The organism is Salinactinospora qingdaonensis (genome assembly GCF_039539445.1).
Taxonomy (GTDB): Bacteria; Actinomycetota; Actinomycetes; order Streptosporangiales; family Streptosporangiaceae; genus Salinactinospora; species Salinactinospora qingdaonensis.
Genome location: NZ_BAABDD010000003.1, coordinates 168,276 through 183,022, shown reverse-complemented (window position 1 = coordinate 183,022; position 14,747 = coordinate 168,276). Strand labels below are relative to the sequence as shown.

The window sequence follows — 14,747 nt, the reverse complement described above, 5'->3', positions numbered from 1 at the left end:
GGGCGCCGCCTCTCACCGGCGTTCGGCGAGTTTGCGCGCGGCGATCAGCACCGGGTCCCATACGGGGGCGAACGGTGGTGCGTACCCCAGATCCATGCCGGCCATATCGGCCACCGTCATCTCGTTCCACAGCGCCGTAGCGAGCACGTCGATACGTTTTCCAGCGTTCTCACAGCCGACGATCTGGCCGCCCAGCAGCCGCCCGCTACCGCGTTCGGCGAGGAGCTTGACCGTGATGGCTCCCGCGCCCGGGTAGTACCCCGCGCGGGTGGACGACTCCACCGTGACCGTGTCGAACATGTAGGCGGCACGGTGGGCCTGGGCCTCGTTGAGGCCAGTGCGGGCCACCTCCAGGCCGCAGACCTTGGTCAGGGCGGTGCCCACCACGCCGGGGAACCGCGCGTAGCCTCCGCCGATGTTGTCGCCGGCAACGCGCCCCTGTTTGTTGGCGTGGGTGCCCAAGGCGATGGCTACGGGAGCGCGCGAGACCCGGTGGAAGGTCTCGACACAGTCGCCCGCCGCCCAGACCCCCGGCGCCGACGTGCGCATGCGCGCGTCCACGGCGACTCCTCCGGTGGGACCGATCGCGATGCCGGCGGCGCGCGCCAGGTCGCTGTTGGGGCGCGTTCCCAGCCCCAGAACCACGATGTCGGCCTCGTGGCCCCCGCCGGCAGTGTGCACCGCCCGAACCCGGCCCTCTGGTGCCTCGAAGCCCGTGACCGGCGTGTTCGGATGGAAGTTCACCCCCATCTCGCGCAATGCTTCGCGCACCAGCCCTCCCATGTCGGGGTCGAGTGTGCTCATGGGCTCGGGGAGCGCCTCGATGAGGTCGACGACCATCCCGCGCTGGAGAAACGCCTCAGCCATCTCCAGGCCGATATAGCCACCGCCGACCACGACCGCGCGGCGGGGAGCGCGTTCCTCGATCTCGGCGCGCAGCTCGATCCCGTCAGTCAGGGTCTGTACGCCGAACACCCCCTCGGCATCGGCGCCGGGCAGGTCGGGACGCCGGGGGAGGGCGCCGGTGGCGAGCATGAGCTGATCGAAAGGCTCCTCACCGGCGCTACCGTCGGCGTGCGCGGTGCGGACGACCCGCCGGTCAAGGTCGATCTTCGTGACCTCGCAGCGGGTGCGCACCTCGATATGGTGCCGGTGGGCGAAAGTCGCGGGATCGCGTACCACCAGGTCCTGGGCCTCAGGGACCGTCGCGGCGACAAAGTAGGGAATCCCGCAGGCCGAGTAGGACGTGTGCTCTCCCGCTTCCAGCGCCAGGATCTCCAGCTCCGCGGAGCTCTTGTGCCGCCGTGCCTGCGAGGCCGCGCTCATCCCCGCCGCGTCGCCCCCGATGACGACCAGCCGTGACTGGCCGTTGCTCCCTCGCCCCATACTGGCTCCCCCACTTCGACGATCGCCTGCCGGCTTTCCCGCTCTATGGGATCATCCCTGCCGCTTTATGCCGAGTAGCTTTCGAGCCCGGTCGGCGTCGGGGCGCTCTCGGGAAGTGCTCGCGTTACGCGAAGAGCTCCACGAGGAGTTGGGCGGCTGCGGTGAGGCCGACGAGGACCACGATGACGCGCAGCACCAGCGGCTTGAGTCGCCGCCCGACGTGGGCGCCCACGTAGCCGCCCACAATCGATCCCACGGCGATGAGGCCGGCCGCCCAGTAGTCGGGAACGGCGAAGATGAGGTAGAACACCGCCGCTGTGGTGTTGACGGTTGCGGCCAGCGCGTTCTTGAGCGCGTTGATCCGTTGCAGCCCTTCGTCGAGGGCGATGCCGAGGATGCTCAGCAGCACGATCCCCTGGGCGGCGGCGAAGTAGGCGCCGTAGGTGCCGGCCCCGTAGATCCCCAAGGGCAGCCACGGGCCGCCGTGGGGCCGGGACCGGCCGCGAGCCCGTGCCCACGCGCTGAGCCGCGGCTGTGCCAAGATCAGAACGCACGACAGCGTGATCAGGACGGGGACGACGGTGACGAAGACCCGTTCGGGCAGGTAGAGCAGGAGGGTCGCCCCGGTGATGGCTCCCAGCAGCGACATCCCGGCCAGCCGCAGCAATCGGCCCCACTGGCCCGCCAGTTCCCGCCGGTAGCCGAACGTGCCGGCCCAAGTGCCCGGAGCCAGGCCGATACTGTTGGAGATGGTGGCGGTCACCGGAGGGTAGCCCAGCGCTAACAGCACCGGGAAGGTCAGCAGCGTCCCGGAGCCCACCACGGCGTTGACACCCCCTGCGCCGATCCCAGCGGCGAGCACAGCCAACGCCTCCCACATGCTCATGGGTTCCCCGTTCGGTCACACCGCGCCGGCAGGGGGGCACGCGGCGGGCGCGCCCCCGATCCCGGTAGCGACGGGGCGACGCCGTGGCGGTGAATGGCCGGTAGGGGCATTGGTGGGGCCTCCTTCGTAGGCGTGACGCGGGATCGGGGCTCGGAAAGCGCGCGAGGTGCGGCGGGTCGGCCACCGACGCGTCCCCCGCTTCCGGCGGTGCTCGCCCGCGGTGTGGCGTGTGGGGGCAGGCGGGACGCGCCCCACATCACACTGCTCGGGCACTCCACCGCTGGCCGTCGTGCTCGACCTTGAGGGGCAGGCCGAACGTTGCGCTGAGGTTGTCGGCGGTCATAACCAGTTCGGCGGGGCCGGCGTCGACGATGCCGCCCTCGCGCAGCAGCATCACGTGGGTGAACCCGGCGGGGATCTCCTCCACGTGGTGAGAGACCACGACGAGCGTGGGGGAGTCGATGTCTCCGGCCAGTTCGCCCAGGCGGCGCACCAGGTCCTCCCGTCCGCCCAGGTCCAGGCCGGCGGCCGGCTCGTCGAGCAGGAGCAGTTCCGGGTCGGCCATCATGGCCCGGGCGATCTGTACCCGTTTGCGCTCCCCCTCCGAAAGGGTGCCGAAGGTGCGGTCACGCAGGTGGTCGGCGCCCCACTGGGCGAGCAGCGTGTGGGCGCGGTCGAGGTCGGGCGCGGCGTACTCTTCCCGCCACCGCCCCAGGTAGCCGTAGGAGGCGCTGACCACCAAGTCCATCACGCCCTGCTCCTCTGGCACCTGGTTGGCGAGTGCGGCGCTGGCGAACCCGATGAGCGGCCGAAGTTCGAAAACGTCGCTCTTGCCGAGGCGTTCTCCCAGCACCTCCACGTCGCCGTTCGTGGGAAAGAGGTGCGTCGCGGCGATCCGTAGCAGTGTGGTCTTGCCCGCCCCGTTAGGGCCGATCAGTGCCCAACGCTCGTCCTCCTCGACGGTCCACGTCACGTCGCGCAGTAGCTCCGTATCGCCACGGCGTACGCCCACGTTGTTCATGCGCAGCACATGCCCGTTCATCGCTCTCCTCCATCGCCCCGGACTGCGCACGGTGCACGGCCTCCGGCGGCATATAATATACAATCGTTTTTGTATTCGTTCTAGGCTGGGTCGACGCCCTGACCCCATCGGCCCGGCAGCGCGGCCCTGGGGCGAGCGAGACGCCGTGGGCCGGTCGGACGGGGACGGCCGGCGCAGCGGTGCCGCGCTCACCCTGAGGAAAATACGGGCACGACAGCCGAGCCCGCCGCGTTCTCGATGGCACCGCTGGGGGCGGTGGGACGGCGCAACTCAACATGGCGGCGATCGATGCTCTGCGGCTGCTCTCGTGCGGCTGGGGGAGCGGGTGGTGCTGGCGCCCGGCGGCGACCGGCGGGGCTCAATCCTATGTGGGAGGTTCCCCGCGCCCCCACCCTGCCGCCTGTGCGCCCCCGCCGAACCCGCCCCCTGGGGGATGCCGGTTCCGGCGGGCCATCACGGGTAGTGCCCTCCCATGATGTGGCAGCCGCGCATGGAGACCCCATGGTCGCCCAGATTCTTCCGCTGGCCATCACCATGATGGCGGGGCCGCAGATCATGTCCGCGGTCATCCTCGTCACCACTCAGCGCCCGTTCCGGCTGTCGCTGGCCTTCCTGGCGGGGGTCGCCGTCGCCGTCGCGGCTGGCGTCACCCTCGCCTACACGATCGTCGCGGTCGTGGGGGACGTACAGCCGTTGGGAGAGCCAAGCGAGCGCACGGCACTGGGAACTATCGCGCAGTTCGCGCTCGTCGTGGCGCTGGTGCTGCTGGCGCTGCGCAACTACCGCAACCGCGCCACGGCCGAGCCGCCGTCGTGGCTGACGGGGCTCATGGAGGCCACACCTCAGCGGGCCATGGCCGTGGGCCTGCTGGTGATCCTGCTCATGCCCTCGGACATCCTGGTGATGCTCACCGTCGCCACCAACCTGGTTCACCACGGCGCTTCCCCGCTCGCCGCCCTACCGTTTCTGGTGCTGACCCTGCTGGTCGCCGCCCTTCCTCTGTTGGGGCTCCTGCTCTTCCACCGCCGCGCCCAACAGGGCATGTCCCGAGTGCGCGCCTGGATGAACTCCTACGCTTGGCTCATCAACATCGTCGTCTGCCTGTTCTTCGTGGTGCTCATCCTGGCGAACGGGTGAGCCCCGCCCGGCTGAGCCGCGTGAGTCGAGACGCGCGTAGCGGGGCGGAGGCTTACGCCGCCGTCGCCGGCTGTATCCGGGGAACCTCAGGGTCGGCTCCCGATCCGCGGGCCACCGGCGGAGTCGATACTCGACACCATGACCGATGCGAGGCCCGAGACGTTCCGGCGCGACCCTCCCCTCCTGATTATTCGTGGGGCCCGCGGCCCCGATCGTGACAACGGGAGCGGAAGCCGCGGCCACCGCCTCGGGGACGCTAGCGTCGAAGCGAACGTGCCGATCATGGTGGTTTCGGAGCCGCCGCTGCGCGATGACGCGCGTGTCCAGGTCCGCGTAGTCGGGGAAGAGCCGAAGTAGTAGGGCGGTAGGCGCGCCCGCCGCACGAGACCGTGCGGGGCCAACGAAAGGAACAACGATGGCGATGGAGCCTGAACACATCCGCGCATCGGACGCCGAGCGCGATCGTGTCGCCAAACGGCTCGGGGACGCGCTCGCGGAGGGGCGGCTCGCCCAAGAGGAGCACGCCGAACGTCTTGACGCCCTGTACCGGGCCAAAACCATGGGCGAACTCATCCCCCTCGTCCGGGACCTCCCCGCCGAGTCCGCCTCGCACGATGAACGCGACCTCAGGACCGAAAAGGGTATGCCCGACATCTCCTCAGAAGAGGCGCGGCAACTCGCGGCCACCAGCCAGGGCCGCGAGAACATCGTTGCCGTGTTCGGGGGAGCCGAGCGCAAGGGCCGCTGGCTCGTTGAACCGCGCACCAACGTCTCCGTGCTCTTCGGCGGGGTAGAGTTGGACCTACGCGATGCAGTGATGGCCCAACGCGAAGTCATCGTGCAGTGCGCCGTCATCTTCGGCGGCCTGGAGATCGTCGTCCCGCACGGCGTCCGTGTGGTGAACAACACAACGGCGATCTTCGGCGGTACAGACACCAACCGCACGGACTCCGTGATCGGTCCCAACGCTCCCACCGTCCGGATCACCGGAACCTGCCTCTTCGGTGGGATCGAAGCCAAGGCCAAGGCGCCAAAACGCAAGAAGAGGCGCAACTAGCTCACCCGCAGGCTGCCGTAAGGCCACACAAGGTGGCTGGGGGGTGAACACTCGACAATCCCACTGGGCCGCCCTACGGCGGCGAGAGCGTGCAGAGTAACTTGGACTCGTCATGAGACACATCGAATCCACGCTCTTGGTCACGGTAAGCGGGCGCGACAGACCCGGTGTCAGCGCCCGGTTGCTGAGTACGCTGTCGGTCTTTCCCATCACTCTGGTCGATCTCGAACAGGTGGTCATCGGCGGTCGCCTCGTGCTCGCCGCGCTCCTGTCGGTCGACGAACGTGTCGCGCCCGGTGTCCGGCGCGAGCGCGTGTTCGAGGAAGTTCGTGGCGCTGTCGAGAAGACGTGCGTCGACATCGGAATGGAAGCGGGGTTCGTCAGCGGCGACGGCATCGACCGCCTTCGTTCGGGCACCGACGAAAGACTGTGTGTCACCCTCCTGGCCGATCCACTGCGGCCCGGCGCCCTCGGCGCCATCGCCTCATGTGTGGCGCGGGCGGGAGCCAATATCGACCGGATCGAGCGGATGGCGAGCTACCCCGTCACTTCGCTCGAACTGGTGGTTTCCGGAGGCGACGACGCGACGCTGCGCAACGACCTCGCCATGGAGGCCGCCAATCAAGGCATCGACATCGCCGTGCAGCCTTCGGGGCTGCACCGTCGCGCCAAGCACCTGGTCGTCCTCGACGTCGACTCCACCCTGATCCAGGGCGAGGTCATCGAGCTGCTCGCCGAGCACGCCGGTTGCGCCGAGGAGGTCCGCCAGGTCACCGAGGAGGCCATGCGCGGCCAGCTCGACTTCGAGGAGTCGCTGCGGCGCCGGGTTGCGCTGCTCAAAGGAGTCGACGCCTCGGCCATCGAGGCGGTGCGCGACAACCTCGTCCTCACCCCTGGTGCTCGTACCCTCATCCGCACCCTCAAGCGGCTCGGCTACGAGTGCGCCATCGTCAGTGGAGGATTCACCCAACTCACCGACGCTCTCGTGGAACGGCTGGGCCTCGACTACTCCGTGGCCAACACGCTGGAGATCGTCGACGGCAAGCTCACCGGCGGTCTGACGGGACCCATCATCGACCGCAAGGGCAAGGCACTGGCCCTGCAACGCTTCGCCACCGAGGCGGGGGTGCCACTGTCGCAAACCGTGGCCATTGGCGACGGCGCCAATGATCTCGACATGTTGCAGACCGCCGGCCTTGGAGTCGCGTTTAACGCCAAGCCGGTAGTCCGCGAGCAGGCCGACACCTCGGTCACCGTTCCCTATCTCGATACGATCCTCTTCCTGCTCGGAGTCACCCGCGAAGAGGTCGAAGCCGCCGACCGCGAAGCCGAGCGCGAGGCCGACGGCGAGCAATGACGCCTCCGCCCTCCGGCGGAGATTTCCGGTGCGGGCCCGCGGCGTGAGGCCGACGTCTCGGCCCCTATGTCAGCAGGCGGCCCGTGCCGGTGCCGGGGGCGGCGTACAGCCACGACACCGCCATCTCGACCACCGCCACCCCGGCCGTGGACAGTGACACGGTCTCCGGTCGCTCGAAGAACGTGGCGGCGAGCTCACTGATCGTCGGATTGTGCCCGACCACCATGAGCGTCGCCACCTCGGGGTCGACCATGTTGATCAGCTCGAAGATGTCGTCGGGAGCGCCGGTGTAGACCGGTTCGGCGTAGTCCACCGTGGGAGCACTGGGCAGCTCGGCCACGACGTGATCCAGCGTCTGCCGCGTGCGCTGCGACGGGGAGCAGATCACGTGATCGGGCACGGTCTCCTCCCGGCCCAACAGCGTGCCCACCGCCGTGGCTTGGGCGCGCCCCTTACCGGTGAGGGCGCGGTCGACGTCGGCGACCCCCGCTGTGTGCTCGGCTTTGGCGTGGCGTAGCAACAGTAGCCGACTCATGGCGCGAGCACCGTCGCTATGACAGCCAGGGCGGCCAGGATCAGCAACATGCCCCCGAGCGAGGCGACGAGCCCTTTCGTTCCGGTCATACGCCCAGTCTGCCACGGGCTGTGGCCCGCGGCCGGTGTGTGCGCCCCGTGTCGGGCACGGGCACCGGCCGCGGGTGTGGCCGGAAGCGGCCGGTGGGGCTAGCTCTGCGACCCGCCGTCGCTGGTGCGCGCCGCCTCGCGCCGGCCAGCCTCGTCGGTGCCCTCAGCCGGGGCGTGGGGCACCGGATCGGCGGAGTCCACCGCCTGTGTAGGGGTGTTATCGCCTTCGGCCGCGGGCATGGCTGCGCTCATGCCCGCACCGCCCGAACGGCGCTTGGACCACACGATCGCGCCGATGATGAGCACCACGGCGATCACGGTCACCACCAGGCGCAGCACCGGCGCGTCCGCGTAGATCACCACACTCGGGGCGATGATCAGCGCCACGAGGTTCATGACCTTCAGCAGCGGGTTGATGGCCGGGCCGGCGGTGTCCTTGAACGGGTCGCCCACGGTGTCGCCGATGACGGTGGCCGCATGCGCCTCCGAGCCCTTGCCACCGTGGTGGCCGTCCTCAACGAGCTTCTTGGCGTTGTCCCAGGCGCCACCGGAGTTGGCGAGGAACACGGCCATGAGCGCACCGGCAGCGATGGCGCCGCCCAGGAACGCGCCCAGGGAGGTGTAGCCCAGCGCGAAGCCCACCGCGATGGGAGTCAGCACCGCCAGCAGCCCCGGCGTGATCAGTTCCCGCAGCGAATCACGGGTGCAGATGTCGACCACGCGCCCATATTGTGGCTGCTCGGTGCCGTCCATGATGCCGGGGTGGTTGTGGAACTGCTGGCGCACCTCCTGCACCACACGGCCGGCGGCCCGCCCCACAGCCATGATGGCCAACGCCGAGAACAGGAACACCACCGAGGCACCGATCACCACGCCCACGAGCGCGTCGGGCCGGTCGATGGACAGGCTGAACGTGTCGGCGGCCGGCCCCAGCGCGCCTTCCACCGAGGTACGGAAAGCGCCGAACAGGGCAGTGGCGGCGAGCACGGCGGTCGCGATGGCGATGCCCTTGGTGATGGCCTTCGTCGTGTTGCCAACTGCGTCGAGGCTGGTGAGCACGTCGGCGCCGGAGCCTTCGACGTCGCCCGACATCTCCGCGATCCCTTGGGCGTTGTCGGCCACCGGGCCGAAGGTGTCCATGGCCACGATCACCCCCACGGTGGTCAACAGGCCGGTTCCGGCCAATGCCACCGCGAACAGGCTGATGGTGATGTTGCCGCCGCCGAGCAGGAACGCGCCGTAGACCGCTCCGGCGATGAGCAGCGTGGAGTACACGGCCGACTCCAGCCCCACCGAGACGCCGGACAGCACCACGGTGGCTGCGCCCGTCTCGGAGCTTTCCCCGACCTCCTTGACGGGTCGGCGGTTGGTTTCGGTGAAGTAGCCGGTCAACAACTGGATCGCGGCGGCCAGCACCAGCCCGATGAGGACCGCGCCGATAGCGATGAGGCGGGGGTTGCCGTCTAGCGCGGCGATGTCGTCACTGACGCCGTCGAGGCTGGCGAAGCTGTTCGGCAGGTACAAAAACGCCGTCCCGATCACCAGCACCGCGGAGATGATCGCCGAGATGAAGAACCCGCGGTTGATGGCCGACATGGCGCTGCTGTCCCTGGCGCGCGGCGAGACCACGAAGATACCGATGATCGCCGTGATGACCCCGATCATGGGTACCAGGAGCGGGAAGACCAGCCCTTCGGCGCCGAAGGCGACACGGCCCAGCACCAGCGAGGCCACCAGCACCACGGCGTAGGACTCGAAAAGGTCGGCGGCCATGCCCGCGCAGTCACCGACATTGTCGCCCACGTTGTCGGCGATGGTGGCGGCGTTGCGGGGGTCATCCTCAGGGATACCCTGCTCGACCTTGCCGACAAGGTCGGCGCCGACGTCGGCTGCCTTGGTGAAGATCCCGCCGCCGACACGCATGAACATCGCCAGGAGCGCCGCGCCGAATCCAAAGCCTTCGAGCACGATCGGGGCGTCTCCCCGATACACCAGCACCACCGTTGCCGCGCCCAGCAGGCCCAGCCCGACGGTGAACATGCCGGCCACACCTCCGGTGCGGAAGGCGATGCGCATCGCTTTCCGCTCGCCTCCGTCGCGTGCGGCGGCGGCCACGCGCACGTTTCCGCGTACTGCCAGCCACATTCCGATGAACCCGGTCAGTGCGGAAAATGCGGCGCCAATGGCGAAAAACAGTGATCGCCCGATACGGACCGCGTCCGAGTCGGCTGGAAGTAGGAGCAGTAGAAGGGGAATGACGATGACGAAAATGATCAGAGTGCGGAACTGGCGTTTGAGATACGCCGCGGCCCCCTCCTGAACGGCTCGCGCGATGTTTTGCATGCGTTCTGTCCCCTCTCCCGCGGACAGCACCTCACGCACCAGTGCACCGGCCACGGCCAGGGCGAGTACCGCCACAGCCAAGACCACGACGACCAGCGTGAGGTTCGTGGGAGCGAGGGGCAGAACCGGGCCGCTCTCAGCGGCGAGGTCGAGCCCAGACAATCCGTTCTCCTCCAGACGGGCACGTTAACTATCCCCGCCGGCTCGCCGTGCGCCGGCGGCCGTCCCAAGAGACGGCCGGCACGCCCGGTTCGCCGTATGGCGAGGTTTTATGGGTGCCATCACTTCAGTGTGTACAGCTCACCGTCTCCGTCGCGCCGAACGGTTGCGGTGTGCCGGGGATTCTACGCACCACTGTGAAGAAATGTGAGGGCCGGAGGGCACTTTCCCGGGGATTCGCGGGATATGTGATCACCCGGTGATACGAGAAGTGCAGCAAAAATAGCGGAAAAAATTATTTATTTTATTTCGTAAAAAAGGATATTTTATCTGGTAATGGGGAGGAAGGGTGCATACCGCCTATAACGCAACAAGCCGCACCAATTGGGCGTACAGGGCCGGCGGGGAGCGACAGGGGGTGACAGCAGGTGGCGTTCAGGTCTCTCGCCACAGGCCATGGGGATGCCACACGAGCCGCTCGATGGCCGGGGTGGCTCATCAGCAACGTTGGCGGTTATTTTCTCCTCACGGAGGGCCACGCCCATAAAACCAGCCGACGTGCGCCGCCGCCACCCAAAACCGATCATCGCGGACCAGTGACCGCCGTCCGACTCTTTCAGGGGCGCAGCCGAGCGCCGGCCCCACGCGCGCTCGGTGCGCTCGGTGCGCTCCGACTAGGACTCAGCCAACGCCACCGGGCAGAGCCAGTCGCAACGCCGCGGGGTCAACCTCGGCGGCGGGGTCGGTGTCGAGCCGCTCGGCCATGGCACGGCCGTGGGCAGCCACGCCCACGGCGTCCACACCGTGGGGTGCGTTGATCCCGTAGGCGGCCACCCGGTCCGCACCGCGGCGCAGCAGCCGCGCCGCTCCCTGCGGGTTGCCTCGCTGGGCGTGCGTGAGCCCCACCGCTACCTGCGCGAGACCGCGCCACAGTTCCCGCTCTCCCTCGGGCGCGTCCTTCCAGACCGCCTCCAGGACCTCGTGAGCGTGGAAGGCGTAGTTGGTGTCGAGTAGTCGTTGCGCCTCGCGCAGTCCCTCCTGCGGAGTGAAGGTCGCATCGTCGGGCACGCGAGGCACCCCGGCCACGCCATGGGGCAGTGGTCGACCGTAGCGGTCGCGGGGCCGCTGGTTCTGGGCTCGCCCTTCGGGGTTGCGGTCTCGGTCGCCTGCGTTCATACGTCCCACTCGTCGGTGTCGCGGAGCCAATTGGTCAGGAGACTACCCACACGCTCGGGACGTTCCTGGTGGGGAAAGTGTCCGGCGCCCTGAATCAGTCGCCACTGGTAGGAGCTATCGACATAGCGTCCCGAACCCCGCGCCGCCGCCGGCGGCACAAACGAGTCGAGCGAGCCGTGCAGGTGCAACACGGGCATCCGGATCGGCCGGCGCATCCGTCGCATGTAGCGGTGCCCGTCAGGGCGCGCCTGCGAACGGATCAGCCATCGGTACGGCTCCAGGGCGCAGTGCGCCACCTTGGGAAGCTGCATCGCTTCCCGGCACAGTTGCTCGGTCACCGGATCGGGCCAGCCCGGGCGCGACCACCTCCGCAGCATCCGTCCCACGAACGCGGCCTCGTGCGCCCGTAGCCGGCGCTCTGGCAGCATCGGCAACTGGTAGCCGATCATGTGCCGGGTGGCTCGCCCCTGCGTGCCCGCTAGCAGCGCCGTACGCAACCGCGCTGGATGCGGTGTCGACAGCACTGCCAGCCGCCGCACCACGGCCGGAAAGTAGCTCGCCATGGTCCAGCCCAACAGCCCGCCGGTGGCGTGGCCCACCACGGTCGCATCCGCCTCACCGAGGGCGCGCACCAGTCCGGCCGCGTCGGAGGCCAGCGTAATCGGGTCATATCCCCGTGGCGGCTTGTCGCTGCCGCCGTAGCCACGCAGGTCCATCGCGACCGCGCGAAACCCCGCCTCGGCCAGCGCCGGCAGTTGATGGTGCCATGACCACCAGAATTGGGGGAACCCGTGCAGCAGCAGCACCAGTGGGCCCGTGCCGGCCTCAGCGATGTGGAAACGGGTACCAGCGGCGCTGACCGTCCGATGCGTCCACGGTCCCTCAACCATGATGGCCGATTCCTCAGCCATGCCTCACCCCGTTGTGGCCCCGCGGAACTGGACCTCTCGTCCTGACTATGCTTCGGCCTCGGCCGACCGCTCGCGCCGCAGCGCCGCCATGGACGCCGCCATCGTGGCACTGGTTCGGGGCAGCCCCTGGAGGCGTTTGAGGTGACGGATTCCGATGAAGCTGAGCAGTCCCGCCACGAACAGGTAGAAAACGGTCACAATCAGGAAAGCCAGCCATGGCGCGAGTCCAACCGCCCACAAGCTCAGGCCGATGGTGATCGAGAGGAGGATGATGAACAGATGACCAAGCACCGCCGCGACCGCGAACATTCCAAGACTCTTGGCGACTTTCCGGGCGTCCTGGGCGATCTCCAGCTTGGCCAGCTCGATCTCCAGCCGCACGAGGCGAGAGATGTTCCCGCTCGTTTCGGAGACCAACTCACCCAGCGAGTGCTCGGCCGCGTTGAAGTCCCCCGCCGCTTGACCACCCGATCGGGTCTCGGGCATCAAGGTGGCTCCCTTCGTTCGGACTAACGTCTCCCGCATCCTCGCATATATCGCGTCTCGTGGCCCCGCGCCGGGCCGTGTCGACAGCGGGCGCCCCCACTCCGTCGCAGGGACGCCCGCCTATTGCGGTAAGGCCCTGAACAATAGCGGGCCATGACCGTTACTCGTCGCTGGCGGCGCTGGGAAGCTTTTCCGCGATGATGTCCATGACCGAGGAGTCGGTCAGTGTCGACACGTCGCCCAACTGGCGGTTCTCGGCCACGTCGCGCAGCAGCCGCCGCATGATCTTGCCCGACCGGGTCTTGGGCAACTCGGGCACGATCATGATCTGGCGCGGCTTGGCGATGGGCCCCAGCGACGCCGCCACATGGTCGCGTAGTTCCTTGACCAGGGCATCTCCGCCTTCACCGGCCTCGCCGCGCAAGATCACGAACGCTACGATCCCCTGGCCGGTCACCGGGTCGCTGGCACCGGTCACCGCCGCCTCGGCGACGTTGGAGTGCGACACCAGCGCCGACTCGACCTCCGTCGTGGAGATGTTGTGCCCTGAGACCAGCATGACGTCGTCGACCCGGCCCAGCAGCCAGATGTCGCCGTCCTCGTCGCGTTTGGCCCCGTCTCCCGGGAAGTACAGGCCTTCGAAGCGCGACCAGTAGGTCTTCTTGTAGCGCTCGGGGTCGCCCCAGATGCCGCGCAGCATCGACGGCCACGGCTCACGGACGACGATGAACCCACCGCCTCCGTTGGGCACCGAAACACCCTCTTCGTCGACCACGTCGGCGGCGATCCCCGGCAGCGGGCGCATGGCCGCCCCCGGCTTGCCCTCGGTGACCCCCGGCAGCGGCGAAACCATGATCGCCCCCGTCTCCGTCTGCCACCACGTGTCAACGATCGGGGTGCGGTCGCCACCGATGTTCTTGCGGTACCACGTGTAGGCCTCCGGATTGATGGGTTCACCCACCGATCCCAGGACTCGCAGGCTGGATAGGTCGAACTGGGCCGGGATATCCTCGCCCCACTTCATAAACGTGCGGATCGCCGTGGGGGCCATGTAGGCGATCGTCACGCCGTACTTCTGCACGATCTCCCAGAACCGGCCCTTGTGCGGCGTGTCGGGTGTGCCCTCGTACATGACCGATGTGGCGCCGTTGGCCAGCGGACCATAGACGATGTAGGAGTGTCCGGTGACCCAGCCGATGTCGGCGGCGGTCCAGAACACGTCCGTCTCGGGCTTGAGGTCGAAGACCGCCCAGTGCGTGTAGGCCACCTGGGTGAGGTAGCCGCCCGTGGTGTGCAGGATGCCCTTGGGCTTGGCCGTCGTACCGCTGGTGTACATGATGTACAGCGGGTGCTCGGCGTCGTGGGCCTCGGCGGTGTGCTCGGTGCTCTGCCGGTCGACGACGTCGTGCCACCAGACGTCACGACCCTCGGTCCAGTCGACCTCTTGGCCGGTGCGCCGCACCGTCAACACATGCTCCACGAAGGAGCGGTTGCGCACCGCCTCGTCCACCGCCGGCTTGAGGCTGCTCGGATTGCCTCGACGGTAGCCGCCATCAGCGGTCACCACCGCCTTAGCTTGACAGTCGTCCAGTCGGCTGCCCAACGCGTCAGCCGAGAACCCCCCGAAGACCACCATGTGCGGCGCGCCGATACGGGCACAGGCCAGCATGGTGATCACCGTTTCCGGGATCATCGGCATGTAGACGGCGACCCGGTCGCCCTTGCCCACGCCCAACTCCAGCAGCGCGTTCGCCGTCTGGCACACCATGTCCTTCAAGTCGGCATAGGTGATGGTTCGGGAGTCACCGGGCTCGCCCTCCCAGTAGTAGGCGACCCGGTCGCCGAGCCCCGCCGCCACGTGCCGGTCGACGCAGTTGACCGCAGCGTTGAGCGTGCCACCCGTGAACCACTGCGCGAAGGGCGGATTCCAGTCGAGTACGTTGTCCCATCCGCGCTCCCACTGGAGCCGGCGGGCCTTGTCCTCCCAGAACCCGAGCCGGTCGGCGGCAGCGGTGTCGTAGGCGTCGGCCTTGACATTGGCGTCGGCAGCGAGCTCCGGCGGCGGTGAGAACTTTCGGGATTCCTGTAGCAGATTGGACAGTGTTTCTTGCCCCTGATCTTGGGGGGTGTCAGCCACTGTTGCGCTCCTTACCTCTCGCAATGCCACCCACGGCCCGTGTGGT

Annotated in this window: 12 protein-coding genes; 3 read left to right on the top strand and 9 right to left on the bottom strand. The window is 68.3% G+C overall.

Annotated features, from left to right (window positions below; all coding sequences use genetic code 11):
- Nucleotides 1-12: 12 nt before the first annotated feature.
- The 3 genes from ABD848_RS04685 to ABD848_RS04675 form a co-directional block, all read right to left on the bottom strand.
- Nucleotides 13-1,386 (bottom strand): FAD-dependent oxidoreductase, encoded by a 1,374-nt coding sequence (locus ABD848_RS04685; protein ID WP_344967669.1) that lies wholly within the window; start codon nt 1,384-1,386, stop codon nt 13-15.
- A gap of 124 nt (nt 1,387-1,510) precedes the next feature.
- Nucleotides 1,511-2,272 (bottom strand): sulfite exporter TauE/SafE family protein, encoded by a 762-nt coding sequence (locus tag ABD848_RS04680; RefSeq protein WP_344967667.1) that lies wholly within the window; start codon nt 2,270-2,272, stop codon nt 1,511-1,513.
- Nucleotides 2,273-2,528: 256 nt separating this feature from the next.
- On the bottom strand, nt 2,529-3,314 hold the full coding sequence (locus tag ABD848_RS04675) for an ABC transporter ATP-binding protein (RefSeq protein WP_344967665.1): 786 nt from the start codon (nt 3,312-3,314) through the stop codon (nt 2,529-2,531).
- A gap of 501 nt (nt 3,315-3,815) precedes the next feature.
- Here ABD848_RS04675 and ABD848_RS04670 point away from each other — a divergent pair.
- The 3 genes from ABD848_RS04670 to serB all read left to right on the top strand — a co-directional run bounded on the left by ABD848_RS04670 (nt 3,816) and on the right by serB (nt 6,865).
- The gene (locus tag ABD848_RS04670; RefSeq protein WP_344967663.1) at nt 3,816-4,451 is read left to right on the top strand and encodes a GAP family protein; all 636 of its coding nucleotides are present in this window, start codon (nt 3,816-3,818) and stop codon (nt 4,449-4,451) included.
- A gap of 421 nt (nt 4,452-4,872) precedes the next feature.
- The gene (locus tag ABD848_RS04665) at nt 4,873-5,508 is read left to right on the top strand and encodes a DUF1707 SHOCT-like domain-containing protein (RefSeq protein ID WP_344967957.1); all 636 of its coding nucleotides are present in this window, start codon (nt 4,873-4,875) and stop codon (nt 5,506-5,508) included.
- Nucleotides 5,509-5,620: 112 nt separating this feature from the next.
- Entirely contained in the window at nt 5,621-6,865 is a 1,245-nt protein-coding gene (gene serB / locus ABD848_RS04660) for a phosphoserine phosphatase SerB (protein ID WP_344967661.1), read from the top strand.
- Nucleotides 6,866-6,929: 64 nt separating this feature from the next.
- On the opposite strand, the gene ABD848_RS04655 is transcribed toward serB, so the two are convergent.
- The 6 genes from ABD848_RS04655 to acs all read right to left on the bottom strand — a co-directional run bounded on the left by ABD848_RS04655 (nt 6,930) and on the right by acs (nt 14,701).
- Nucleotides 6,930-7,400, bottom strand: coding sequence for a SixA phosphatase family protein (locus ABD848_RS04655; RefSeq protein WP_344967659.1), 471 nt, complete (start codon nt 7,398-7,400; stop codon nt 6,930-6,932).
- A gap of 188 nt (nt 7,401-7,588) precedes the next feature.
- A complete protein-coding gene (locus tag ABD848_RS04650) occupies nt 7,589-9,994 on the bottom strand; it encodes a sodium-translocating pyrophosphatase (RefSeq protein ID WP_344967657.1) in 2,406 nt (801 codons plus the stop codon).
- Between the two features lie 678 nt (nt 9,995-10,672).
- Nucleotides 10,673-11,167: a DUF309 domain-containing protein gene (locus ABD848_RS04645; protein WP_344967655.1), complete on the bottom strand. Its 495-nt coding sequence runs from the start codon at nt 11,165-11,167 to the stop codon at nt 10,673-10,675.
- Nucleotides 11,164-12,078 carry an alpha/beta fold hydrolase gene (locus ABD848_RS04640; protein WP_344967653.1) on the bottom strand — a complete coding sequence of 305 codons (915 nt, stop codon included), beginning with the start codon at nt 12,076-12,078 and terminating at the stop codon, nt 11,164-11,166. Before ABD848_RS04640 ends, ABD848_RS04645 begins: the two co-directional genes overlap by 4 nt.
- Nucleotides 12,079-12,123: 45 nt before the next feature.
- A complete protein-coding gene (locus ABD848_RS04635; protein ID WP_344967651.1) occupies nt 12,124-12,564 on the bottom strand; it encodes a phage holin family protein in 441 nt (146 codons plus the stop codon).
- Nucleotides 12,565-12,724: 160 nt separating this feature from the next.
- Nucleotides 12,725-14,701 (bottom strand): acetate--CoA ligase, encoded by a 1,977-nt coding sequence (gene acs, locus ABD848_RS04630; protein WP_344967649.1) that lies wholly within the window; start codon nt 14,699-14,701, stop codon nt 12,725-12,727.
- Nucleotides 14,702-14,747 lie beyond the last annotated feature (46 nt).